At 72.6% G+C, this 24,529-nt stretch carries 20 protein-coding genes; 15 read left to right on the top strand and 5 right to left on the bottom strand.

Going from position 1 to position 24,529, the window contains the following annotated elements:
• Nucleotides 1–7: 7 nt before the first annotated feature.
• Nucleotides 8–1,561 (bottom strand): alpha/beta hydrolase fold domain-containing protein, encoded by a 1,554-nt coding sequence (locus tag O2W16_RS18225; protein WP_269160236.1) that lies wholly within the window; start codon nt 1,559–1,561, stop codon nt 8–10.
• A gap of 179 nt (nt 1,562–1,740) precedes the next feature.
• Complete coding sequence (locus O2W16_RS18220) at nt 1,741–3,456, bottom strand: DUF349 domain-containing protein (protein ID WP_269160235.1); 1,716 nt, start codon at nt 3,454–3,456, stop codon at nt 1,741–1,743.
• Between the two features lie 40 nt (nt 3,457–3,496).
• Between O2W16_RS18220 and O2W16_RS18215 the strand changes: the two genes are divergently transcribed.
• The 3 genes from O2W16_RS18215 to dapF are packed head-to-tail and all read left to right on the top strand — an operon-like array spanning nt 3,497 to nt 6,044.
• Nucleotides 3,497–4,189 (top strand): hypothetical protein, encoded by a 693-nt coding sequence (locus tag O2W16_RS18215; protein ID WP_269160234.1) that lies wholly within the window; start codon nt 3,497–3,499, stop codon nt 4,187–4,189.
• The gene (gene miaA / locus O2W16_RS18210; RefSeq protein WP_269160233.1) at nt 4,186–5,139 is read left to right on the top strand and encodes a tRNA (adenosine(37)-N6)-dimethylallyltransferase MiaA; all 954 of its coding nucleotides are present in this window, start codon (nt 4,186–4,188) and stop codon (nt 5,137–5,139) included. Before O2W16_RS18215 ends, miaA begins: the two co-directional genes overlap by 4 nt.
• Nucleotides 5,136–6,044 carry a diaminopimelate epimerase gene (gene dapF, locus O2W16_RS18205; protein ID WP_269160232.1) on the top strand — a complete coding sequence of 303 codons (909 nt, stop codon included), beginning with the start codon at nt 5,136–5,138 and terminating at the stop codon, nt 6,042–6,044. The genes miaA and dapF overlap by 4 nt, the downstream gene beginning before the upstream one ends.
• 25 nt (nt 6,045–6,069) lie before the next feature.
• Here dapF and O2W16_RS18200 read toward each other — a convergent pair whose 3' ends face one another.
• A complete protein-coding gene (locus O2W16_RS18200) occupies nt 6,070–6,270 on the bottom strand; it encodes a hypothetical protein (RefSeq protein WP_269160231.1) in 201 nt (66 codons plus the stop codon).
• A gap of 72 nt (nt 6,271–6,342) precedes the next feature.
• Nucleotides 6,343–7,656: an MFS transporter gene (locus O2W16_RS18195; protein WP_269160230.1), complete on the bottom strand. Its 1,314-nt coding sequence runs from the start codon at nt 7,654–7,656 to the stop codon at nt 6,343–6,345.
• A gap of 69 nt (nt 7,657–7,725) precedes the next feature.
• Here O2W16_RS18195 and O2W16_RS18190 point away from each other — a divergent pair, with 69 nt between their 5' ends.
• From O2W16_RS18190 to O2W16_RS18175, 4 genes are all read left to right on the top strand, one after another.
• Nucleotides 7,726–8,295 (top strand): ArsR/SmtB family transcription factor, encoded by a 570-nt coding sequence (locus O2W16_RS18190; protein WP_269160229.1) that lies wholly within the window; start codon nt 7,726–7,728, stop codon nt 8,293–8,295.
• A gap of 49 nt (nt 8,296–8,344) precedes the next feature.
• Nucleotides 8,345–9,841, top strand: coding sequence for a GTPase HflX (gene hflX, locus O2W16_RS18185; protein WP_269160228.1), 1,497 nt, complete (start codon nt 8,345–8,347; stop codon nt 9,839–9,841).
• 101 nt (nt 9,842–9,942) lie between these two features.
• Nucleotides 9,943–10,671 carry a phosphatase PAP2 family protein gene (locus O2W16_RS18180; RefSeq protein WP_269160227.1) on the top strand — a complete coding sequence of 243 codons (729 nt, stop codon included), beginning with the start codon at nt 9,943–9,945 and terminating at the stop codon, nt 10,669–10,671.
• Complete coding sequence (locus O2W16_RS18175; RefSeq protein WP_269160226.1) at nt 10,643–11,707, top strand: hypothetical protein; 1,065 nt, start codon at nt 10,643–10,645, stop codon at nt 11,705–11,707. Before O2W16_RS18180 ends, O2W16_RS18175 begins: the two co-directional genes overlap by 29 nt.
• A gap of 110 nt (nt 11,708–11,817) precedes the next feature.
• Here the strand turns inward: O2W16_RS18175 and lexA are convergent, their stop codons facing one another.
• Nucleotides 11,818–12,645 carry a transcriptional repressor LexA gene (gene lexA / locus O2W16_RS18170; protein WP_269160225.1) on the bottom strand — a complete coding sequence of 276 codons (828 nt, stop codon included), beginning with the start codon at nt 12,643–12,645 and terminating at the stop codon, nt 11,818–11,820.
• A 387-nt stretch (nt 12,646–13,032) separates the two neighbouring features.
• Between lexA and O2W16_RS18165 the strand changes: the two genes are divergently transcribed.
• The 8 genes from O2W16_RS18165 to O2W16_RS18130 all read left to right on the top strand — a co-directional run bounded on the left by O2W16_RS18165 (nt 13,033) and on the right by O2W16_RS18130 (nt 24,525).
• A complete protein-coding gene (locus tag O2W16_RS18165; RefSeq protein WP_269160224.1) occupies nt 13,033–13,497 on the top strand; it encodes a LysM peptidoglycan-binding domain-containing protein in 465 nt (154 codons plus the stop codon).
• Nucleotides 13,498–13,924: 427 nt separating this feature from the next.
• Complete coding sequence (gene nrdR, locus O2W16_RS18160; protein ID WP_269160223.1) at nt 13,925–14,518, top strand: transcriptional regulator NrdR; 594 nt, start codon at nt 13,925–13,927, stop codon at nt 14,516–14,518.
• 130 nt (nt 14,519–14,648) lie between these two features.
• Complete coding sequence (locus O2W16_RS18155; protein ID WP_269160222.1) at nt 14,649–17,534, top strand: vitamin B12-dependent ribonucleotide reductase; 2,886 nt, start codon at nt 14,649–14,651, stop codon at nt 17,532–17,534.
• 199 nt (nt 17,535–17,733) lie between these two features.
• On the top strand, nt 17,734–18,444 hold the full coding sequence (locus O2W16_RS18150; RefSeq protein WP_269160221.1) for a helix-turn-helix domain-containing protein: 711 nt from the start codon (nt 17,734–17,736) through the stop codon (nt 18,442–18,444).
• A 113-nt stretch (nt 18,445–18,557) separates the two neighbouring features.
• On the top strand, nt 18,558–20,354 hold the full coding sequence (locus O2W16_RS18145) for a hypothetical protein (protein WP_269160220.1): 1,797 nt from the start codon (nt 18,558–18,560) through the stop codon (nt 20,352–20,354).
• On the top strand, nt 20,351–21,808 hold the full coding sequence (locus O2W16_RS18140; RefSeq protein ID WP_269160219.1) for a hypothetical protein: 1,458 nt from the start codon (nt 20,351–20,353) through the stop codon (nt 21,806–21,808). Before O2W16_RS18145 ends, O2W16_RS18140 begins: the two co-directional genes overlap by 4 nt.
• A gap of 312 nt (nt 21,809–22,120) precedes the next feature.
• Nucleotides 22,121–23,686: a DUF3375 family protein gene (locus tag O2W16_RS18135; protein ID WP_269160218.1), complete on the top strand. Its 1,566-nt coding sequence runs from the start codon at nt 22,121–22,123 to the stop codon at nt 23,684–23,686.
• Complete coding sequence (locus O2W16_RS18130) at nt 23,683–24,525, top strand: DUF4194 domain-containing protein (protein WP_269160217.1); 843 nt, start codon at nt 23,683–23,685, stop codon at nt 24,523–24,525. The genes O2W16_RS18135 and O2W16_RS18130 overlap by 4 nt, the downstream gene beginning before the upstream one ends.
• Nucleotides 24,526–24,529: the final 4 nt, after the last annotated feature.

Raw genomic sequence — 24,529 nt, 5'->3', positions numbered from 1 at the left:
ACGGCGATCAGCGGGTGCTGAACGCCCGGGTGAGGTGTGCGGCGGCGTCCTGCTGGGCCTGCTCGGCCTCGTCCAGGACGGCGGCGGCGCCGAAGAACTCGTGCATGACGCCGGCGAAGTAGCGGTGGGTGGTCGGTGCCCCGGCGGCCTCGAGGTCGCGGGCGAACTGCTGCCCCTGGCTGCGCAGCACGTCGCGCTCGTCGGTGATCACCAGCGTGGGCGGCATGCTCGCGCGCTGGGCGGGGGTCCAGTCCAGCAGGGCGATCCGCGGGTCGGTGGCCGCCTCGGGCTTGCCCTGGAAGGCGTGCATCGCCATCCAGGACAGCAGCGCCCGGTTCAGCGGACGGCCGTCGGCGGCGTCCTCCATCGACTCCCCGAACTGCTCGGCGGTGGTCAACGGGTAGACGCAGACCTGCGCCACCGGCGTCGGCTGGCCGTTCGCGGCCAGCTGGAGGGAGGTGGCCGCGGCCATCGTCCCGCCGACGGACTCCCCGCCGATGGCCATCCGGTCGGGGTCGCCGCCGAGCTGCCCGGCGTTCTCCCGGACCCAGGTCCAGGCGGTCAGCACGTCGTCGTGCGAGGCGGGGAAGACCGCCTCCGGCGCCCGCCGGTAGTCCGGGGAGACGACGATCGCGTTGGTCTTGTTGCACAGGCCGCGGCAGGAGGCGTCATAGGTGTCGATGTCGAACAGCACCCAGCCGCCGCCGTGCACCCACATGACGATCGGCAGCGGACCGTCCCCGGCGTTGCTGGGGGTGTAGACGCGCAGGGTCTGCTCGCCGTCGGCGCCGTTCGGGATCTTCAGGTCCTGCACCGAACCGACCGGCTCGGGGCCGGAGATGCCGCGGTCGGCCATGACCTTCTTCACCGCGTCGTCCGGGCCGGGCTGCTTGCGCGCCTGCTCGGGCTTGAGCACCTCGAACGGCAGCGGGCCGAACGAGGAGAGGGCGTCGACGATCGCCTGGGCCTGCGGGTTGAGCAGACCGGAGGCGTCGGTGGCCAGCTCCTTCTGCCGGCCGGACGCCATGTCGCGGACCATGTCCAGCGGCTTGCCCAGCATGCCGGCGACCTTCTCCGCGAAGCCCTCGCTGGGTGCGTGCGGGTGCGGCCGGGTGGGTGCCTCGCGCTTGTTGGTCAGGAAGTCCTTGCCCAGCTCGGCCATCCGCTCCGCACCGGCCTTGGCGCGGAACTGGGGCAGCTCGTCGTTCTCCTCGTCGTCGACGTGGTGCCGGGTGACCTGGATCAGCGTGGTGAGCGACTCCTCGAACTCCGGCTCCCCGGGCTCGGTCTTCCCGAGGACGACGAGGAGCTCCTTGATCTGCTGGTGCTCGTGCTCGGCGTCGTCGTGCTCGTCGGTCATCCCGATCTCCGGCCAGATCGGGTACAGCACGACCTCCTCGGCGAAGGCGTGTGCGGCGAGCTCGAAGGAGATCTGGTCGACCAGCACGCGACGGTTGCCGCGGCCGGCCTCCAGGTGCTGGAACTGCCGGTCGACGATCGCGTGGTCGTCGGCGATCAGGTGGTCGATGTCACCGGGCTGGGTGGGGTAGGACAGGGCCACGGCGGGCTCCTTCCGGGTCGGCGTCTGGCACGCACGCATGCGGCGTTGCGCATTCCGTTGTCCACGACCTACCCGTCGTCCCCGGAGCTACACGACCGTTCCGGAATACACCGAGGGCCCGTCCGGTGAACGGACGGGCCCTCGGTGTTCTGCGCCGTGGCGGACCCGGCGACGGTGCCTCAGCGGCGGGAGGAGGCCTTCTCCGCCTCGGCCAGCCACTCCCGGCGGGTGGCCAGGGCAGCCTCGGCCTCGCTGATCCGCTTCGCGTTGCCCGCGGCCTGCGCCTTGGCCAGCTGGTCCTCGGCCTTGGTCACCGCCGCTCGCATCGAGGTCAGCAGCGGGTTCTCCGGCTGGACCCGGGGGCGGGAGGACTCGCTGGCACCGCGGAACTTCTCCTCCACGGTGCGCATCCGGTCCTCGAGCTCGCGCATGGCACCGCGGGGCACGTGCCCGATCGCGTCGTAGCGCTCCTGGATCTTGCGGAGCGCGTTCTGGTTGCCCTTGTTGGCCGGGTCGAGCTTCTCCGCCTCGGCGAGCAGCTCCTCCTTGGCCTTCTGGTTGGCCACCTCGTCGCTGCTGCGCGCCTGGTCGTTGGCGGTGCGGGCGGCGAAGAACACGTCCTGGGCGGCGCGGAACTTCTTCCACAGGTCGTCGTCGGTGTCCCGGCCGACCCGCGGCACGGCCTTCCAGCGGTCCATCAGCCCACGCATCGCTGCGCTGGTCGGGCCCCACTCGGTGGAGGTCGACAGCCGCTCGGCCTCGGCGATCAGCTCGCTCTTGGCCGCCCGCGACTCGCCCCGCTGCTTGTCCAGCTCGGCGAAGTGCGCGCCACGGCGGCGGCCGAAGGCGTCCCGCGCGGCCGCGAAGCGCTGCCACAGCGCCTCGTCGGTCTTGCGGTCGATGCCCTTGATCGTCTTCCACTCCTCGACGATCGCCTTCAGCCGGTCACCGGCGGCCTTCCACTGCGTGGAGTCCGCGGCGATCTGCTCGGCCTCGGCGGCGAGCGCCTCCTTGCGCTGGACCTGCACGGCGCGCTGCGCCGCCTTCTCGGCCCGGTTCGCCGCGACGGCGGTGTCGGCCATGCTGACCATCGCCCGGGCGCGGGCGGACAGGCTGTCCAGGTCGCCGACCGCCTGGGCCAGCGGGATGGAGTCGGCGAGCTCCTGGGCCTTGGTGCGGATCTCGCCCGGGTTGCCGGTGTGGGCGGCCAGTCGGGCTTCGAGCAGGGTGACCTCGGTGGCCAGGTCGTCGAAGCGGCGGCCGTAGTGGGCCAGCCCCTCGGCCGGGGCGCCGGCCTGCCAGGAGCCGACCGAGCGCTCCCCGGTGGCGGTGCGCACGTAGACCGTGCCCTCCTCGTCGACCCGGCCCCAGGCGGACGGGTCGGAGGCGGGCATGGCCGGGACGACGCTGGGCACGTCGGCGGGTGCGTGGCCGCTGGACGGGCCGGCGGGGGCAGGTCGGGGCGCTGCGGTGGGGGCGCCGCTGCCGCTGGTGGGGTCGGCGACCGCCGCGTCGGCGGGGTCGGCGGCGGCGGGAGTGCCTGCCTCGGGGGTGACGGCCGCGGAGGCGGTGTCACCGCCCGCCGGAGCCGGGGACTCTGCGGCCGGGAGAGTTGTGGCGGGCGCCTCAGCGGGCGGCGCCTCGGCGGCGGGCGCCTCGGCAGCCGGGGGCTCGGCGGCCGGGGGCTCGGCGGCCGGGGGCACAGCGGCCCCCGGGTCGTCGACGACGGGGCCGCCGTCGGCGGGCTGGGCGACCTCCGGGACGGCGGCGTCCGGGGTCGCGGTCAGTGCCCCCTCGTCGACCGGCGTCGCCTCGATGACCGCTCCCTCAGGGCGCTCCTCGGGGGTCGCGGTGGCCTGCTGGGCCCGGTCTCCGGTGTTCTCCGTGCTCGACACGTGAGCAGTCTCCCACGATGCATCCGCGACACTCCCTGGCGTGAGCCCTCCTCCTCCGGTGACGGTGGCGTTCTGCCCGCAGTCACCCCTCGTGCTGCCCGTGGTCGCCGGTGCGCCGAGCCCCGACCTGTCCGCGCTGCGCACCGCGGTCTCCGCCGCCGTGCAGACCGTGCTGGCGGACCGGCCGGAGGTGGTGGTCGTCGTGGGCGAGGGCGCCGACGGGCTCCGGTTCGGCCCCGGGGACGCCGGAGACCTGCGCGGGTTCGGGATCGACCTGGAGGTCCCGTTCGCCGGCCGGGTCCGTCCCGGCGGCCACCGGGTCCCGCTGCCGCACCTGCTGGCCGCCTGGCTGCTGGACGAGGCCGGGCACACCGGGAGCCGGCTCGGGGTGGGGCCGGCCGACCTCGCGGCGGCGCTGGCGGACCTCCCCGTACCGGTGGGGGTGCTCGCGATGGGGGACGGGTCGGCCCGGCGCACCGCGAAGGCGCCCGGTGCACTCGACCCTGCGGCCGGCCCCTTCGACGCCGCGGTCGCCGCTGCCCTCGGGGCCGGGGACAGCGTGGCGCTGGCCGCCCTGGACCCCGTCGCGGGCCGGCGGCTGCTCGCCGCCGGCGTCCCGGTGTGGCGGGCGGTCGGTGCCGCGCTGGGTGGACGCGCCCTCTCCGCCGAGCTGCACCACGACGGCGCCCCGTTCGGCGTCGGCTACCTCGTCGCCACCTGGCACGCCCGGTGACCGCCGCTGCGGAGGACGCCGGGCCTCCGGTGATCGCCGTCGTGGGGCCGACCGCCACCGGGAAGACGGCGCTCGCGGTCGCGCTGGCGCACCGGCTGGCCGGCTCCGGTGCGGGGGGAGAGGTGGTCAACGCCGACTCCATGCAGCTCTACCGCGGGATGGACATCGGCACGGCCAAGCCCACGGAGGCCGAACGCGACGGCGTGCCGCACCACCTGCTGGACCTCTGGCACGTGCGGGAGCCGGCCTCGGTGGCCGAGTACCGGCAGCGCGCGCGGGCCGAGGTCGACCGGCTCCGGGCCGCAGGCGTCGTCCCGCTGCTGGTCGGCGGTTCCGGGCTGTACGTGCGTGCCGTGTTGGACGAGCTGGACTTCCCGGGCACCGATCCGGTGGTGCGGGCCCGGCTGACCGACGAGCTGGCGGTCGAGGGCGCCACGGCGATGCACGACCGGCTGGCGGCGCTCGACCCGGCCGCCGCGACGGCGATCGCGCCGACCAACAGCCGGCGGGTGGTGCGGGCGCTGGAGGTGATCGCGGTGACCGGCCAGCCGTTCACCGCGACGCTGCCCGCCCCACGCCCGCACTACCCGGCGGTCACGATCGGGCTGGACCGTGCGCCCGAGGAGCTGGACGACCGGGTGGCCCGCCGGGTCGACGTGATGTGGGCCGCCGGCTTCGTCGACGAGGTCGCCGCGCTCGCCGGCGACGGGCTGCGCGAGGGACCGACGGCCTCCCGGGCACTGGGGTACGCGCAGGTGCTCCAGCAGTTCGACGGGGTGCTGACCGAGCAGGAGGCCCGGGAGCGGACGGTGGTCACCACCCGCCGGTTCGTGCGCCGGCAGCGGTCCTGGTTCCGCCGCGACGCCGGCACGGTGTGGTTCGACGCCGCCCGCCCGGACCTGCTCGACGGCGTCCTCGCCCTGGTCGCCGACCGTAGGATCGACCGGTGATCGACAGCCACGGCGACGCCGGCCCGCGGGTCCTCCTGGGCCACGGCACCGAGAACGACTTCGTCGTCCTGCCCGACCCCGACGGGGACGTGTGGCCGGAGGCGCGGCTGGACCCCGACCTGGTGCGCCGCCTCTGCGACCGCCGGGCGGGCCTGGGTGGGGACGGCGTGCTGCGCGTGGTCCGCAGTCGGCACGTGCCCGACGCCCCCGGTGTCCTGGGTGCGGCGCTGGCCGACTGCGAGTGGTTCATGGACCACCGCAACGCCGACGGCTCGTACGCGGAGATGTGCGGCAACGGCATCCGGCTCTTCCTGCACGTGCTGATGGCCGAGGGGCTGCTGGAGCGGTCCGCGGCCGAGGCCGGTGTGCTGGTCGGCACCCGGGGCGGTCCTCGCCGGGTGGGTGCCCGACCCGACGGCGGCTACTGGGTCGACATGGGTGCGGCGGTGCCGCTGGGCCGCAGCGAGGCGCGGGTCGCCGGGGTGGCGCACCCGGGGCTCGGGGTGTCGATGGGCAACCCGCACCTGGCCTGCCTGACCGACGTCGAGGTCGACACCCTGGACCTCTCCGTGCTGCCCGGGGTCGACGCCGCGATGTTCCCCGAGGGGGTCAACGTCGAGCTGGTGAACGTGCTGGCCGCCGGGGACGCCCCGGCGGGCGCCTGCGCGCACGTCCGGCTGCGGGTCTACGAGCGCGGCGTGGGGGAGACCCGCTCGTGCGGCACCGGCGCCTGTGCCGCGGCCTACGCGGCGCTGGAGGCCGGCGGGCGCAGCACCGGGACGGTCGCCGTCGACGTGCCGGGCGGCCGGCTGTCGGTGCAGTTCGACGGGGTGACGACGGTGCTCTCCGGCCCGGCCGTCGTCGTCGCCGGCGGGACCCTCACCCGGGAGTGGCTCGCCGGCTGAGGGTCCCGGCCATGCCGGACGCGGGTCAGGGTCGGTCGGGCTCGTCGGCCCGCGTCTCCGGGTCGTCGGTGGGCGCCTCGGGCTTGTCGCCGGGCCCGACGTTCCCGGTGCCGCGGGGAGCGCCGCGGCCGGTGTCCTGGTCGGCGCCGCCGAAGACGTTGCGCGGCGGGTCGAGGCCGGCGGGGTCGCGGCCGGGGTCGTCGAGCTCCTCGTCAGGGCTGGTCATCGTCGTCCTCTCGAGCGGTGGACCGTGCCACGCCGCCCTACCCGGCACCCGGCCGGCCAACCGGCCGGGTGCTCAGCCGGAGCGTTCGGGGTCGCTGCCGGCGGTGGGTGCCCGGGCCTCGGGCACGGTCGTCACGGCGGACGCCGGGAGGTCCGGCCCCTCGGGCAGGTCGCGCATCCGGATCAGGGGGCTCAGCACCACCCAGCCGGCCGCCAGGACCTGACCGCCGGCGGCGATCCACAGCGCGGGCAGCACCCCGAGCCACGTGCCCAGGACACCGCCGAGCAGCCCGCCGAGCGGCATGGTGCCGAACACGATGAAGCGCACCGAGGCGTTCATCCGGCCCAGCAGCGCCGGCGGGCACAGCCGCTGCCGGAAGCTGACCTGGGTGATGTTGTAGACCACCACCGCCCAGCTGAAGCCGAACTGCCCGAGCGTCAGGAACACCAGCGGGGCGCCGACGGCGGCCAGTGGCGTGAGCGCGGCGAACGGCACCAGCACCATGATCGCCAGCGGGATCGCCCGGCCCTCCCCGACGCTGCGGGCGAAGCGCGCCGCCGTCGCCGCGCCGACCAGGCCACCCACGGCGCCGGCGGAGAAGACCAGCCCGAGCACGCTCTCGGACAGCTCCAGCCGGCGCAGTGCGTAGAGCACCAGCAGGGTCGTGGTGATCGTGGAGAAGAGGTTCGACGTGCCGGTGCAGGCGACGATCCGGCGGAGCAGCGGCTGGTGGACGACGAAGGACAGCCCCTCGCCGATCTCGGCGCGCAACGACCGCCGCCCGGCCCGGTCGGGGACGGTGTCCGGGCGCTGGATCCGCCCGATGAAGAACGCCGAGAGCAGGAAGGACGCCGCGTCGACGGCGATCAGCAGGGGGGCGCCCAGCACCCGCAGCAGCACGCCGGTGATGCCCGGACCGGCCACCTGGGCGACGGCCCGGCTCGCCTCCAGCTTGCCGTTGCCGTCGACGAGCTGGTCGCGGTCGACCAGCTCGGGCAGGTAGCTCTGGTAGGCGACGTCGAAGAAGACCGTGGCCGTGCCGGTGGCCGCTGCGACGACGAACAGCTGCCCCAGGGTGAGGACGTCGAGGACGTAGGCGATCGGCAGGGTCGCCAGCACGGCGGCCCGCGCCAGGTCGGCGGTGACCAGCACCCGGCGCCGTCGCCAGCGGTCGACCCACGCACCGGCCGGGAGGCCGATGAGCAGGAAGGCGGCGGTCTCCAGCGCGGTCAGCACGCCCATCTCCAGCGGCGTCGCGTCCAGCAGCGAGACCGCCAGCACGGGCAGGGCGAGCAGGGTGACCTGGGTGCCGAGCTGGCTGACCGTCTCGGCGGCCCACAGCTGACGGAAGTCGCGGTGCCGCAGCAGGTTCCGGTCGCGGGTCACCGGCGCAGCCTCACGTACCGATTGGGGGATGTCAATCACTGTCTCGGGCCGACGGCCTACGCTGCCGGGATGGGTGAGGCGGAGGCCGGCGCGGGAGCACGACGGATCGCCGGCGAACACCGTCCGGCCACCGATGCCGAGGCGCGCGCCCTGGCCTCCGCCGTCCGGTTGCGGATCCTGCGGCTGTGCCTGGACGAGGCGCTGACCAACAAGGAGATCGCCGCCCGGCTGGGCCGCAACCCCGCCACGGTGCTGCACCACGTCCGGACCCTGGTCGACACCGGTTTCCTCGCCGCCGAGGAGGTGCGGCGCGGCGCCCGTGGAGCCCGGGAGGTGCCGTACCGGGCGACCGGGAAGAGCTGGCTGATGGACGGCGCCGGTGCCTCGGGGGCCGCCCGGGACGCCGCGCTCGCCGCCTTCCTGGAGGAGGTCGCCGCCGTGGGGGAGAGCCGGCTGGAGAGCACCCGGCTGGGCCTGCGACTGGGCGCGGCGGACCTGGCCGAGTTCCGGGAGCGGCTGCACCGGCTGCTGGACGAGTACGCCACCCGGCCGGCGGACCCGGGCGCCGAGCGCTGGTCGCTCTACCTGGGGATGCATCCGGAGGTCTCCGGTGTTGTACCCGGCGATGACAACAGGTGATGTGACAAGTCGCTCGCCCCACGCGCAGGGGCATGCCACGCTGGAGACGATGACGACAGCCCAGAACCGCGCGATCCTCGACGATGCAGAGGCCCGGGCCGACAAGGCCCGCGCCAGCCTGCCCGACACCCGGCCGGCGCCGTCGGGTCAGTGGGACGCCGATGGTGACACCACCGGCTCCTACGTCAAGGAGGAGCGGGGTGCCCTCCGCCGCGTCGCGGGTCTCGGCACCGAGCTCACCGACGTCACGGAGGTCGAGTACCGGCAGCTCCGCCTGGAGCGGGTCGTCCTGGTGGGCGTCTGGACCGAGGGCACGGCGGCCGACGCGCAGCGTTCGCTGACCGAGCTCGCCGCACTGGCCGAGACCGCCGGTTCCCAGGTGCTCGATGCGCTGATGCAGCGCCGGGACAAGCCGGACCCGGCCACCTACGTCGGCTCGGGCAAGGCAGCCGAGCTGCGCGAGGTGGTCGCCGCGACCGGCGCGGACACCGTGATCTGCGACGGGGAGCTGGCCCCGGGTCAGCTCAACCAGCTGGAGAAGGTGCTCAAGGTCAAGGTGGTCGACCGGACCGCCCTGATCCTGGACATCTTCGCCCAGCACGCAACCAGCCGGGAGGGCAAGGCCCAGGTCGAGCTGGCCCAGATGCAGTACATGCTGCCCCGGCTGCGCGGCTGGGGTGAGTCGCTGAGCCGGCAGGCCGGTGGCCGGGTCGCCGGCGGTGGCGGCATCGGCACCCGTGGTCCGGGTGAGACGAAGATCGAGACCGACCGGCGCCGGATCCGTTCCCGGGTGAGCAAGCTGCGCAAGGAGATCGCCGGCATGGCGACCGCCCGCACGACGCAGCGGAACTCCCGCGACCGCAACGCGACGCCGAGCGTGGCGATCGCCGGTTACACCAACGCCGGCAAGTCCAGCCTGCTCAACCAGCTCACCGGGGCCGGCGTGCTGGTCCAGGACGCGCTGTTCGCCACCCTGGACCCGACGGTCCGCCGCGCGCACACCCCCGAGGGGCGCGAGTACACGATGACCGACACCGTCGGCTTCGTGCGCCACCTGCCGCACCAGTTGGTCGACGCGTTCCGCTCCACGCTGGAGGAGGTGGCCGACGCCGACCTGCTCGTGCACGTCGTCGACGGTTCCGACTCCGACCCGCTGGGCCAGATCGACGCCGTGCACACGGTGCTCAACGAGATCGACGCGTCCGCCGTCCCGGAGCTGATCGTCGTGAACAAGGTCGACGCCATGACCGAGGAGGACATGCTGGCGCTTCGCCAGGCCCTCCCCGGGGCGATGTGGGTCTCGGCCCGGACCGGTGAGGGCATCGAGGCGCTCCGCGACGTGATCGCCCAGCGGCTCCCGCACCCGCACATCGACGTCGAGGTCCTCGTGCCCTACGACCGGGGTGACCTGGTCGCTCGGGTGCACCGCGACGGCGAGGTCGTCGAGGAGGCGCACGAGGCCACCGGGACCCGGTTGACCGCGCGCGTCGACGCCGGCCTGGCCGCCCAGCTGGACGGTTTCACCGCACCTGCCGCCGAGGTCTGACCGAGGCCCTGCCGCTCCCCGCCGGGTGACCGTGCTCGTCGGACCTCTGAGCAGGCCCGTCGGATCACGAGCAGGTCACGGCGCCCCGGTACCGTGAGGCGGTGACCAGGGGAGCGGTGGACCGGGACGCGGCCACCGGTGGCCGACCGGCTGCACCCGTCATCGGGGTGGGTCGGCCGCCGTGGTGGCTGCTCGTCCTCGCCGCCCTCGTCACCGTCGGGGTGACCGCCAACCTGCTCAGCCGCGGGTGGCTGGAGCGGCTGGACCTGCGGGTGTCCGAGGTGACCAGCGTCTGGGCGCTTCGGGACTCCTGGGCCTACTGGCCGATCTGGGTCGTCACCCAGATCGGCGGGCGGGTGACGATCCTCGTCGTGCTCGCCGGCCTGGTCGGCTGGCTGGCCGTGCGGCAGCGGACGCTGGTGCCCCTGGTCCGGGTGGTCGTCGCGCTCGCCCTGCTCACCACCGTGGTCTACGCGTTCAAGTGGGGCACCGGTCGCACGGCCCCGGCGTTCCCCGGGTCGTTCTTCCACCTGGACGGGGCCAGCTACCCCTCGGGGCACGTGGCGAACGCGGTCCTGATGTGGGGGGTGGCCCGGTGGCAGGCCGTGGAGTTCGGCCTGCCACCGGCCGTGCAGCGTGCCACCTGGGTGCTGAGCGTGCTGGGGCCGGTGGCGACAGGTGTGGCCATGGTGGCGCTGGACTTCCACTGGGTCACCGATGCCGTGGTCGGGCTGTCGGTCGGGCTGCTGCTGCTGGGCGTGGTTCACGGACTCGACGCCCTCGGAATGTCACGCTGGGTTCGTGCCAGAGTCGGCCGATCCCAGGCGTAGTCGCGCCATCCGCCGCAGGGCGGTCGGCGCCGTCCTCGGCGCGCCCGTCGGCCTGCTGGTCTTGCTGCCCGCCGGGTCGGCGGCCGCCGATGACACTGTCACCTCGTTCGGCGAGCCCGTGACCCGGTGCGAGATCACCGACCCGCGGCTCCCGGAGATCTCCGGCCTGGCCAGCGCCGGCGAGGCGATGCTCGCCATGAACGACGGCGGCGACCGCGCCGAGGTGCTCGTGCTCGACGGTGCCTGCGCGGTGGGGGAGGTGCGCACCGCAGAGGTCGACCCCTACGACCCCGAGGACCTCGCCCTCGCCGCGGACGGCACCATCTGGTTGGCCGACATCGGCGACAACGCGCAGAGCCGCGAGACGGTCGCGCTGATCGGCCTTCGCCCCGACGGGACCACCCTGCTGAGCAGGTTGACCTACCCCGACGGCCCGCACGACGCAGAGGCGCTGCTGCTCGCGCCCGACGGCACCCCGTACCTGGTGACCAAGGAGGTGCTCGGCGCCAGCTCCGTGTACCGCCCCGATGCACCCCTCACCGACGGGGCCACCGTGCCGATGAGCAAGGTGACCGGGCTCGGGTTCACGTTGACCGGCACGCCTGGCGGTCCCGTGGGCCGGGCCGGCCAGTTGCTGGTCACCGGTGGCGCGGTGTCCGCCGACGGCTCGCGGATCGCCCTGCGCACCTATACCGACGCCTACGTCTGGCCGCTGAGCGGCTCGGACGTCGCCGGGGCGCTGGCCGGACCCCCGGTGCGCGTGCCGCTGCCGGAGGCGCCCCAGGGCGAGGCCATTGCCTTCGCGGCCAACGACCGGGACCTGCTCGTCGCCGGGGAGGGGCTGCCCGGGGCGGTGACCCTGGTGCCCGCTGCCGGTACCCCGACGGCGCCGGCGCCGCCGCCGGCCACCGAGGCCGCCGCCGGGTCGCTGGCGACCGCCGGTGGGGTACCCCCGCTCACGGCCGGCGTCATCGCCGCAGTCGTGGCCACCGTGTCGGTGTGGATCGGCGGCAAGATCCGGCGGCGCCCGGCCTGATCAGCGCCTGGCTCGCCCACGAACCGGAGCGGATGACGACTCGGACCTGAGGGCCGAGCGGCACCCGATGCGCGCCGGGCCGCACGGCGGCCCGGCGCTCCCGGCGGAGGTCAGACCCGGCGGAGCACGGTGACGACCCGGCCGAGGACCGTGGCGTCATCGCCGGGGATCGGCTCGTAGGCGGCGTTGTGCGGCAGCAGCCACACGTGCCCGTCGCGCCGCTTGTAGGTCTTCACCGTCGCCTCGCCATCGATCATCGCGGCGACGATCTCGCCGTTCTCCGCGGTCGGCTGCTGCCGGACGACGACCCAGTCGCCGTCGCAGATCGCCGCATCGACCATCGAGTCACCCGCGACCTTCAGCATGAAGAGGGTGCCGTCACCGACCAGTTCCCGGGGGAGCGGGAAGACGTCCTCGACCGCCTGCTCGGCCAGCACCGGGCCACCGGCGGCGATCCGCCCGACGAGGGGCACGTACGTGGGTCGGGGAGCCGAGGCGTCGTCGACACCACTGCCCGCACCGGACCCGGCCAGTGCCTCGGCGGCGGCCTCGTTCGTCGTCGATGCGGAGCTGTCGCCGGGCAAGCGCACGTCGAGGGCGCGGGGCCGGTTCGGGTCACGGCGCAGCCACCCCTTGCGCTGCAGCACGGACAGCTGGTGGGCCACCGACGAAGCGGAGGAGAGGCCGACCGCCTCCCCGATCTCGCGCACCGAGGGCGGATAGCCACGGCGCTCGATGGAGTCGCGGATGACCTCGAGCACCCGCCGCTGCCGCTGGGTCAGACCGTCGCCGTCCGCGGCCCGGTCGGGGAACTCGCGCACCGCGGCGCCCGCTCCCGCGGCGGTCGTCGGCGCTGCACCGTCGGCGGATACCGACGCGGCCGCTCCACGCCGCGAAGGGCTCTTGCCGCCGCGCGCCTTCGGGCCGTCGACCGCCATGTGTCCTCCTCGTCCGGCTGCCTGGGCAGCAGTTCCCGGTGGCGCCCTGCCGTGCCGACCGCCGTGTCACCACGGCGAGCCGGACCGTGGACGCCGTCCTCGATCGCTTGGGAACCGTATCGCCCCGGACGCCTTCGTTCAAACAGGTGTTCGAAGAACCCGTCGTGTCGGGGTGTTCTTGTCGGTGGTGTGCGGTAGACATCGCACACACGTTCGAATCGAACGTGCGTTCGACCGAGCCCGGCACCGAGACCCCTGGAGCACCCGATGGCCATTCCGCAGCTCGAGCGCCCCGTCGCCGCCCCGGCCTCGATGGCGGTCGTGCTCCCGTTCCCAGGGGCGGGGCCGGTGGCACCTTCGTCCCGGCCCGAGGGTCAGCGTCCGCCCGTGCGGCTGTCGCGGGCGCCGCGCCCGGCGCTGTCGGTGGTGGTCCGGCGTGAGCTCGGCAGCACGGACGGTCACCCCGGCTGCTCGGTCGGTGTCGTGGACGGTGGCTCGGCGGGTGGTGCCGGTCGTGTGCGGCACGCGGGCAGGGCGGCGTCGGCGGAGTCGGGTGGGCAGGTGCCGCTGCGCCTCACCCGGCGAGGGCGCCGGGTGATCGCCGGGCTGTCCATCGCCTTCGGGATGTCCGTCGCCGCGGCGACGGTCGCGATCGAGTCCGGGGAGGCCGGCGGGGGTCTGGAACTGGCCGGCTCGGCGACGATCGTCGTCCAGTCCGGGGACACCCTGTGGTCGATCGCGGGCGAGATCGCCCCGGAGGAGGACCGGCGCGCCGTCGTCGACGCGCTCCTGGACGTGAACGGCCTCTCCGGCGTCGACCTCGTCCCCGGCCAGGTGCTCGAACTGCCCTGACCTGACTGCTGGCGGTGTTGGTGCGCACCGCGGCGGGTGGTGGGGGTGGCGGCCGCCCGTCGTCCCGTGGGGATCCCGACTCCGGCTCGGTCACGGGGTGCGCCCGTGTGTCGGGCGTGGCTGACCACCGCTCCGGTGGTCAGCGCTGTGGCGAGAGGGGTCCCGAGGGGCGTTCGGGGCGGTTGCGGAAGACGACACGCACCCCGGGGCTTGCACACCTGTGGGGGTGGTCGTACGGTTCCACCACAACATCTAGTAGTTACAGAGCTGTAAGCCTCATCCACAGCCGTTCCACACGTTGTCCCCGGCGCATCCACCGGATGTCCCCGGCGCAGTACACAGCACGGCCATCGGGTCGGGATCCGGTCACGGTGTCACGACGCCGCGACGAGGACCCTCGCGACACCTCGGGAAGGAGGAGATCGGCATGCGCTGCCCCTTCTGCCACAACCCGGACAGCCGGGTGATCGACTCGCGGGAGACCGACGAAGGCGCGACCACCCGTCGTCGACGCTCCTGCCCGGGATGTGGGCGACGCTTCACCACCGTGGAGGAGGCCGTCCTCGCCGTCGTCAAGCGCAGCGGCGTCAGCGAGCCCTTCGCCCGGGGGAAGGTCGTCGCCGGTGTGCGGCGGGCCTGTCAGGGGCGCCCCGTGGACGAGGACCAGTTGGCGCTGCTGGCTCAGCAGGTCGAGGACGCGGTGCGGGCCACCGGCTGCGCCGAGATCCCCAGCAACGAGGTCGGTCTCGCCATCCTCGGACCGCTGCGCGACCTCGACGAGGTGGCGTACCTGCGCTTCGCCAGCGTCTACCGCAGCTTCTCCTCGGTCGCCGACTTCGAGAAGGAGATCGCCGAGCTCCGCGCGGCGCCGGCCCGAGGCGCGGGCAGCGCCGGCGACGGACCGCCCGGCGAACGCGGCGCAGTCGGTGACGACCAGGAGATCCCCGCGGGCGGGACCCCCCGCCGGCGGGCCGCCGAGCGACCGCGGCCGGCCGACGCCGGCAGCGCCGCCGGCCCGTGAGAACTGTCCGACCCCTCCGCTACACAGGTCTCGACGAGGAGACCGCACCACCCGGCTCCGGCACCCGCCGGCTTCCCCAGCCGCTCCGCCCGCACCACCGCACCAGTCCGACCCAGGGAGCCCTCGCACGATGACCGAGACAGCCGACCGCCTCACCACCAGCCGGAACCGCCGCACTGCCAAGGCCCCCAGCCGGGGGAAGGGCCTCAAGGTCAAGCGCGTGTTCACCACTGCGGGTGTGCACCCCTACGACGAGGTCGTGTGGGAGCGCCGCGACGTCGTCATGACCAACTGGCGGGACGGCTCGATCAACTTCGAGCAGCGCGGGGTCGAGTTCCCGGCCGAGTGGAGCATCAACGCCACCAACATCGTCACCACCAAGTACTTCCGTGGCGCGGTCGGCAGCCCCCAGCGCGAGACGAGCCTGCGCCAGCTCATCGACCGGGTCGTCCTGACCTACGGCGCGGCCGGCCGCGAGCACGACTACTTCGCCAGCGAGGGCGACGCCGAGGTCTTCGAGCATGAGCTGACCTGGATGCTGCTGCACCAGGTGTTCAGCTTCAACTCGCCCGTCTGGTTCAACGTGGGCACGGCCTCCCCGCAGCAGGTCAGCGCCTGCTTCATCCTCGCCGTCGACGACACGATGGACTCGATCCTGAACTGGTACCGGGAAGAGGGCCTGATCTTCAAGGGCGGCTCCGGTGCCGGCCTGAACCTCTCCCGCATCCGCTCCTCCAAGGAGCTGCTCTCCTCCGGTGGCACCGCGTCCGGGCCGGTCTCCTTCATGCGTGGGGCCGACGCCTCGGCGGGCACCATCAAGTCCGGTGGCGCCACCCGCCGTGCGGCGAAGATGGTCGTCCTCGACATCGACCACCCCGACATCGAGGAGTTCATCGACACCAAGGCGCGCGAGGAGGACAAGATCCGCGCGCTGCGGGACGCCGGGTACGACATGGACCTCGGCGGCCGCGACATCACCAGCGTCCAGTACCAGAACGCCAACAACTCCGTCCGGGTCAACGACGAGTTCATGCGCGCGGTCGAGAACGGCACCGAGTTCGGGCTGCGGGCCCGTGAGGACAACCGGGTCATCGAGACCGTCGACGCCCGTGAGCTGTTCGGCAAGGTCACCAAGGCGGCCTGGGAGTGCGCCGACCCGGGCATCCAGTACGACGACACCATCAACGACTGGCACACCAACCCCGAGACGGGGCGGATCAACGCCTCGAACCCGTGCTCGGAGTACATGAGCCTGGACAACAGCTCGTGCAACCTGGCGTCGCTGAACCTCATGAAGTTCCTCAAGGACGACGGCACGTTCGACTCCAAGAACTTCGTGAAGTCCGTCGAGCTGATCATCACCGCGATGGACATCTCGATCTGCTTCGCCGACTTCCCGACCGCCCCGATCGGCGAGACCACCCGCGCCTACCGTCAGCTGGGCATCGGCTACGCCAACCTCGGCGCGATGCTCATGGCGACCGGCCACGCCTACGACTCCCGCGGCGGGCAGTCGCTGGCCGCCGCCATCACCTCGCTGATGACCGGTACCGCCTACCGTCGCTCGGCCGAGTTGGCCGGGGTCGTCGGGGCCTACGACGGTTACGCCCGCAACGCAGACGCCCACGCCCGGGTCATGCGCAAGCACGCTGCCGCCAACGACGCGATCCGCCCGGTCGGGGCCGACGACGCCGACGTGCTCAAGGCCGCGACCGCCGAGTGGCAGGAGTGCCTGGCCGTCGGCACCGAGAACGGCTGGCGCAACGCGCAGGCCTCGGTGCTGGCCCCCACCGGCACGATCGGCTTCATGATGGACTGCGACACGACCGGCATCGAGCCGGACTTCTCGCTGGTCAAGTTCAAGAAGCTGGTCGGCGGCGGCTCGATGCAGATCGTCAACCAGACGGTCCCGCGGGCGCTGAAGAGCCTGGGCTATCAGGAGGAGCAGGTCGAGGCGATCGTCGAGTACATCGCCGAGCACGGCCACGTCGTCGACGCCCCGAGCCTGCGCCCGGAGCACTACGAGGTGTTCGACTGCGCGATGGGCGAGCGGTCCATCTCCCCGATGGGCCACGTCCGCATGATGGCGGCGGTGCAGCCGTTCATCTCCGGCGCGATCAGCAAGACGGTGAACATGCCCGAGTCGGCGACCGTGGAGGAGGTCGCGGACATCTACTTCCAGGGCTGGAAGATGGGCATCAAGGCGCTGGCCATCTACCGCGACAACTGCAAGGTCGGCCAGCCGCTGTCCGGTGGCAAGGGCAAGAACGACGGCACCAAGGACGAGGCGCCCGTCGCCGAGGCCGCCCCGGCCACCGCGCTGTCGCACCCGGTGCGCAAGCGGCTTCCGAAGAAGCGGACCAGCGTCACCACGTCGTTCAGCGTCGCCGGCGCCGAGGGCTACATGACCGCCGGGATGTACGAGGACGGCAGCCTGGGCGAGGTCTTCCTCAAGCTCGGCAAGCAGGGGTCGACCCTGGCCGGTGTCATGGACGCCTTCTCGATCGGGATCTCCCTGGCCCTGCAGCACGGGGTGCCGCTGGAGACCTACATCCAGAAGTTCACCAACATGCGGTTCGAGCCGGCTGGCATGACCGACGACCCGGACATCCGGATCGCCCAGTCGGTGATGGACTACATCTTCCGTCGGCTGGCGCTGGACCACCTGCCGGTGGAGAAGCGGGCCAACCTGGGCATCTTCACCGCCGAGGAGCGCTCGGCCCAGGTCGCCGGCTCCTACGGCACCTCGGCCTCGAGCCCGGCGGTCGAGGAGGACGACGTCGACCTGGAGCAGCTGCGCGGCTCCGCGCCGATCGAGACCGCCAAGGTGGAGGAGAAGGTCACCCCGGCCGGCCCGACCTCGGTCAAGGAGGCGCACTCCTCGGCCGAGCTGCTCGAGCTGGTCACCGGCACCGCCACCGACGCCCCGCTGTGCATGACCTGCGGAACGAAGATGCGCCCCGCCGGCAGCTGCTACGTGTGCGAGGGCTGTGGCTCCACCAGCGGCTGCAGCTGATGGCGAGGCTCGCCGGGATGTCCTGCGGATTCTCGCGGAATGTCCCGGCGGGCTCGTCCAAATGTCACCGCGGCTTGCAGTGACGTTATGTATCAAGCTCGCCTAACGAAGCGATCTTGATACATCGCTCTCCAGCCGCCCCGGCCCTCTTCCGAGGGCCGGGGCGGTCCTGCATGGTCCCGACACGGAGGAGTGCCCGGTGAGCCAGGCCCCGCGGCAGCACGACGGCAACGACGGGCTCACCAGCGGCGACCAGGTCGCACAGCGGCCTCGCACCGGCGGCCGCGTGGCCGGACAGGCCTACGCCCCGCCGGCGCCGGCGACGGCGGGCTCGGGGTACGCCTGGCCGTTCCGCGACTACAGCGGCGTTGAGCCACGGCCGCTGCGCGAGGCCTACCAGTGGTGGCAGGCGATCGCCCGGGATGTGGCCGACCGGCGGCGGGCACGTCGCTGGGAGCAGGGCGATGTCGCCGACGCTGCAGGGGTAGCGCTCAACACTGTCCAGCGCATCGAAAGGGGGGAGTGGGTCGCCGCCCACAACCTGTTCCTCGTCTGCTCCGTCCTCGGCCTGCGCATCGAGCAGATCGTCGAGGTCGCCGACCCCCGCCCGCCCTCGCCGACGGACCGCGCCGCCCGCCGTGGGCTGGCCCGGCCCGCCACCCACGACCGCGTCGCGACGCGCGAGGAGGTCCTCGCCGGCCGGGCGGTGCTGTCGGCGCTGGCGCGCCACCACGAGCTCACCGAGCCGCGCGTCGACCTCAACGGCACCGTCTACGTCCGCGCCGCCCGGACCGGCGACTTCAGTCCGCTCTGGCGGTTCTCCACCGTGCTCGCGCAGACGTTGGGCGTGTGGGTGAACGTCTCCGCCGACCAGGGGGAGGCCAACCGGCAGGAGGCGGAACTCCTGTGACTGCGGACGAGGCTCCCGTCTTCAACCCGCGGACGCCGGCGGAACTCCAGACCGGCCTCCATCGTCTACGGCGACTCGTCACCGACCGGGAGCCAGCTGAACTGCGGTCTCGGATGACCACCGTCGAGGAGGACCGTGTCATGGTTCCCGGAAGCACCGCCCGCGCGGTGCACGGGAACTTCGTTCAGCTGTCGAGTGGCCTACTCGTTCCGGCGGGTGCCGCACCCAGGCCTTTCGACATGGCCGCCGTGTACATCACCGGTCGGGAGCTGTTCGGGGTCGCGCCGGGACTGGCCTACACCGTGGACCAGCTGAAGCGCCTCCCGTTCGCCGAGGTGCTGTTCTTCGTGGCCTCCACCCTCGTGCCCTACCGCGACCTGGAAGTCTCGGACCGGGATGCGGACCTGCAGTTCGCGGACAGGTGGCTGGACGGGGACGCGCTCCAGCGAGCCAAGAACCTGCTGCGTAGCCCGGCGCGTCGGTTGGTGGTTCCACAAGCGCTGTACGTGCTGGCCAAGCTGGCTGCCGCGCACAGCCCCGATACGGTCGCGCCGGAGGTCGAGGCCGGACAGGTCCCCGGGGCCCTGTTCGGCGCGGTCGAGGTCTTGGAGAGACCCCGTGCCCAGCCGGCCGATGACGACGAGATCGTCGACACGCGGGTCACCGAGCTCAGCAGCTACCTGGTCGCCAACCACCACCTGAACCAGCCTGTGGACGTCGACCAGCTGATGGCGCGCTTCGTGCGTCTGTGGGTCGAACTGCCCGTCGAGCGCGCGCACGACAAGAAGGTGATCAACCTCGAGCAGACCTTCCGCGACGTCACCGGTGTCACACTCAACGACCTGCAGGCCCTCACCATGTGGTTGTGGACCCTCGGTCAGAACGGCACACCGCACGTGTCGTGGGACGTACTCCGAGAGACGATGCACTGGTCCTCGGAGCGGCTGGAGGCGACGCTGCGGCTCTTCGCGACCGACGTGCAGACGCTGCGTACCGGACTGCTGGGAGAAGCCGATCCCGCTTTCGTCTGGGCGTTCGACACCCTGGAGCGGTACCCCGTTGTCCGCCTAGAGGACGGGTCGGTGCTCCTGCTGGACTCGAACCTGCTCCTCCGGCACGTCTTCGGTGGCTTGACACTGCTCGACCTCGTCGACGCGCTAGACCAGAGCCCTGACCACACCCACCGAAAGCTGAAGAACCAGGTCCTGGACTGCGTCCGACACCTGGCCGAGATGCTTGCGCTCGAAGTGCTCACCTCCCTGGTCGGCACGGGGCCCGGCAGCACTCGGGTGTTCGGTGACATCGAACTGCGTGGGGCGTTCGGCAGGCCGGGGCGTCGGATCTGCGACGCTGCGGTGGACTACGGGGACGCCTGGGTGGTCGTCGAGGTCACCACCAGCAAGCTGACGCGCGGTTCCGTGGCAGCGTCCCCCGAGGCGTTGAGCGGCGACCTGAACAAGCTGGTGGCGAAGGCCGAGCAGCTCCACTCGACGATCGTTGCGCTGCGCGCGGAGGAGTCCTCGCTGACCGGCCGGCCGCCGCACGCGGTCCGCCGCTTCTACCCCCTGCTCGTCGCCGCGGAGGGCTTCCCCGTCAACCCGGTCTCCACCGAGCTGCTGCGCTCGCGCGTTCGGGAGAAGGGCTTGCTCGCCGATCCCGACACGGCCCCGCTCGAGGTCGTCGACACGGTGGAACTCGCCATGCTGGAGGGACTGGCAGAGCAGGGCGGGCCCAGCATGCGTGATGTGCTCGCCGGGAAGGAGCGCGCCGTCTTCCACCGCATGAGCCTGCGGGACTACCTGCTCCAGGACGCAAGGCTCCGTCCCCGTCGTACGCAGCGGGTGCAGGAGCTGATGGACAAGGGGTGGGAGCCCGCTCTGGACACGCTGCGTCCGACGCCCACGAGATGAGGTTCAGCGAGCTCGTCGCCATCGAGCACCGCGAGGACGACGAGTGGTTCAACCCGGTCCTATCCGAGGACACGCCGCTCTACGTCGACCCGTTCCTCGTCTTCGACGACAGCGACCCGATCTTCGCCGGCTCCCACGACGACGTCATCGGGTTCTTCACCCTGTGCCGCAACCTAGTGCGCACCGCCGGCGGGAACACCGCTTCTCCGTACTGGAGGAAGGCGCTGCGGCTGCTGACCTTCCCCGAGCCGAAGGAGTTCGCGCTCGGCATGTCGATGGGCTCGCCCAACGGCTCAGGCACCGGTCCGGACTTCGCCGTGGCGATGGCCGAGGCGCTGGAGATCATGACCCGGGCCGTAGAGCGCGGTGTGGACTACGTCGACGTCTTCGCCCTGTTCGTGCCGGGCCTGGGCGTCGACCGGATCAGCGACATGCTGTGCAACATCCTCAAGGCCCGGTTCATCGCCTACACGCGGGCTGTGTGCACCGAGCGGGGTGTGAAGACCGGACTGCTGACGGTCCGGAATGCGTCCTGGCAGCCGACCACGGGCCGGTGGTCGGATGCCCGGCTGTCGCTGCCCCGGAGCCCGGTCACGAAGGGGGCGGTGCTGCTGACCCCGGAGCGGTTCCTGCAGGACATCCCGCAGCGGGTCACACCCGATGGGTTCTGGTCGTGGGCGGACGCTCACGTGGATCAGGACCTGCGGGACGACCTGAACATCGACCTCGCGGAGGCCCTGGACCATCGGGGTCGCGTCGAGGCAGGTCGTCGGCTGGCGCGGCGCAGCCCGGAGAGCGCGTTCGAGTACGTCGACCAGATCGCCGCCGACGACCACCAGCCCTACGACGTCCGCGCCGACCCTGCCCTCAAGGTGGGCTGGTTCGAGCAGGGGCGGGCGATCGCCCAACGGTTGGCGGCCGACGCCGGACCGCTGGCCGAGCCGACGACGGAGGAGGAGTTCTGCGCCTGGGTCGGGACGCTCGTCGACCGGTTCCAGCACGCTGTCGAGGACACCGACGCGTGGCGGGCGCTGTGGAACGACGACTACACCAAGCCGCGGCAGGAGAAGATCGTTCAGGCTGTCGCCGGTGTGCAGTGGGTCGAGGCGTGCCGTGCCGCCGGCATCGACATCAGCCGCGAGGCCAACGTCGGCCGGGGGCCGGTCGACTTCAAGTTCTCGGTCGGCTGGCAGCACCGGGCCCTCATCGAGGTCAAGCAGATGCACAGCACCAAGCTGGTCCGGGGGGTCGAGGCGCAGCTGCCGCAGTACCAGCGCAGCGAGCAGATCCGCTGCGGCTACTACGTGTGCGTCGGGTACACCGACGACGACTTCGACCCCCTCCGCCTCGACCGGGTCAAGAAGACGTGCGAGACACTGTCGGCGCAGGCGGGCTGGACCATCACCCCTCGGTTCATCGACGCGCGGCCGAAGCAGTCGGCGTCCAAGCTGTAGCCGCCGGACCTCTTCGTCGATCGAGGGCGCCGGCCCGGCTTCGGCTGCGGCATCAGCGGGTCCGGTCGAGCTGCCGCGCTGCCAGCCGTGGGCGCTGGTCATCGCCGACAACGGCGGCGGCACCCCCGGCGGACGGCGGCGAGCCGAAACCGTTCCGAATGGCCAGGAACTGTCGTCGGCTGCCCCTACCATCCGGCAAACGGCGAGGTGAGCAGTCGGTAGCGACTCCGCGGATGACTGTGGCGCGGCAGCGTCCAAGCACCGTGCCTGCGCAAGCCCTGACGCCACCGACCCCGACAGCCGAGGAGACCCGTGAGCGACATCGCCGGCGAACTCGCCCGCGTCCGCGGCGCCTTCGAGCAGCCCACGCTCACGCTGCTGCATCAGAAGCTCGCTCCGGTGATCATCGCGATCTTCCGCAGTTCCTTCGGCCGCGACGTCCGCAGCATCCCCGCCCCGCGGTTGCACGACCAGGTCGACACCTACCTCGACGAGCTACGCCTGGCCGGCGTCACCGACCTGCCGACCGGCTCTGGACGAGAGCTGTGCCTGCGGTGGATGCGCGGGCAGTGGCTGCTGCGCAGCACCGACGACGACGGCACTGAGGTCTACGCGCTGACCTCTCACGCCCAGGACGCCCTCACCCTGGTCACCGGCCTCACCCGTGAGCGGGCCAGCCTGTCCGAGCACCGGATCGCCACCATCGTCAACGCCGTCCGCCGGTTCAACACCGACGTCAACCCCGACCGCGCTGCCCGCGTCGACATCCTCGACAGCGAGATCACCCGCTTGAGCGCTGAACGAGACCGGCTGCTGGCTGGCGGAGAGCTGCAGCAGGTGTCACCGGACTACCTGCTCGAAGGCTTCGGTGAACTCATCAGCCTCATCGCGGCTCTGCCCAGCGACTTCGCCCGCGTGGAAGAGGCCTACACGGGTCTGCGCAGCGACATCCTGGCTTCCTTTCGCGCCGAGGAGCGGCCGGCTGGTGAGGTCATCGACGACTACCTGGCGCGCGCTGACTCGCTGATGACAGCGACCGCCGAAGGGCGGGCGTTCGAAGGAGCGCTGGCATTGCTCAGCGACGACGCGCTGCTGCTGCAGCTGCGCGAGGACCTCGCCGCCCTGCTGGCCCACCCGCTGGCCAACGACATCCTGCTCGACGTCGACCGACGCGAGCTGCGCGGCACCGTCGCCCTCATCCGCGGCGGCCTGGACCGCGTGCTGACCCGGCGCAGCCGGGTGACGGCGACCCTGCGGGAGTACATCGTCACCCACGACATCACCCGCGACCGGGAGCTGGACTCCACCCTGCGTCAGCTCGACGCGGAGCTGGCCACCTGGATGAAAACCGCCGGCCCGCGGGCGACCGTCCCGCTGGACCTGCTCCCGCACCGCGCCGAGTTCTTCCACCTGCGGGAGCGGTTCTACAGCACCGACAACGACGCAGCGCCCCCGCCACTGGCTGACGTCAGCGAGCACCGACCCGACGGGGTGTCGCTGACCGACCTGCTGGCCCAGGGCGGTCCGTCGCTGGACGCGCTGCGCCAGGAGCTGACCCAGGCGCTCACCGGGCCGGATCCGCTCACCTCGCTGGGTGCGATGTTCGACGGCCTGGACCCGGCGCTGCGACGCCCGGTGGAGATCTTCGGGTTGCTGCACCTGGCGACCAACCTACCCGGCATGGATCGCGACGAGCTGGTGGAGACCTACCGGACCATCCGGCCCGACGGGACCACTCGCCAGCTCGCGGTGCCCCGCGTGGCACCGCACCCCGACGGACGTGCCACACCCGACCCCGGTACCGCCGACAACCCCGACACCGACGTCAGCCACGACCACACTCCGGCCGACCGGCCCGGGACGCAGGAGCTCCGATGAACGACTTCGACCAGCCCGCCGACATCGCCCCGGACGACGTCTCGATCGACGACAGCTACCGGGACGATGCGCGCGGGGGCGGCTTCGATCGCCTCGAGGCGCCCGGCGGGGAGACCCCGGGCCTCGACGAGCTGGACGTCGAGGACCCGGAGCGGGAGAGCACCGCGAGCGTCTCGCTGTTCGAGGGCGATGAGGGCGGTCTGGAACTGGACCAGCGCAAGGCACTGGTCGTGCTGCTCAAACAGCGGTTCATCAGCGGGCGGACCCATCCCAAGGAGTGGCAGGCGCTGACCCGCAATCCGCGCCCCATCCGGGCCCGGCTCAACGACCAGTTCCTCGAGCTGCACCTGGACCGTGAGCGGGAGATCGCCTACAAGCGGCAGGTGAGCCCCGAAGGTGGCGGCCGACCATTCCCCACGCTGCTCTACGACGCGCCCTGGGGCAGGGAGGACACCATCCTGCTGGTGTTCCTCCGAACCCGGTTCCGTAGCGAGCAGGCCGCCGGCGCCGACCGGGTGTTCGTCGACCGCCTCGACATGCTCGAGTACGTCGCTCAGCACCGGCCCGCGCACGCCACCGACCAGGCCGGTGACGCCCGCCGCGCCGCCAGGGCCATCGACACCCTCTACAGCGCAGGCCTGCTCGTCGGCCGCAGCGACGCCGACCGGTTCGAGGTCAGCAACGCCATCGAGGTGCTGCTGCCGATGTTCAAGCTGCAGCACCTGCTGACGTGGCTGCGCGAGCACAACGGCTCGACCAACACCGACACCGGGACCGGTGCCGGTGCCGACACGTCCGCCGAGCCCGGCGGCGTCGCGGCCGACGAGAACGAGAGCTGACCCG

Origin of the sequence: Modestobacter sp. VKM Ac-2984, from assembly GCF_026967985.1 — a bacterium.
Classification (GTDB): domain Bacteria; phylum Actinomycetota; class Actinomycetes; order Mycobacteriales; family Geodermatophilaceae; genus Modestobacter.
The sequence above is the reverse complement of the archived record's forward strand: the minus strand, read 5'-3'. Positions and strand labels throughout refer to the sequence as shown.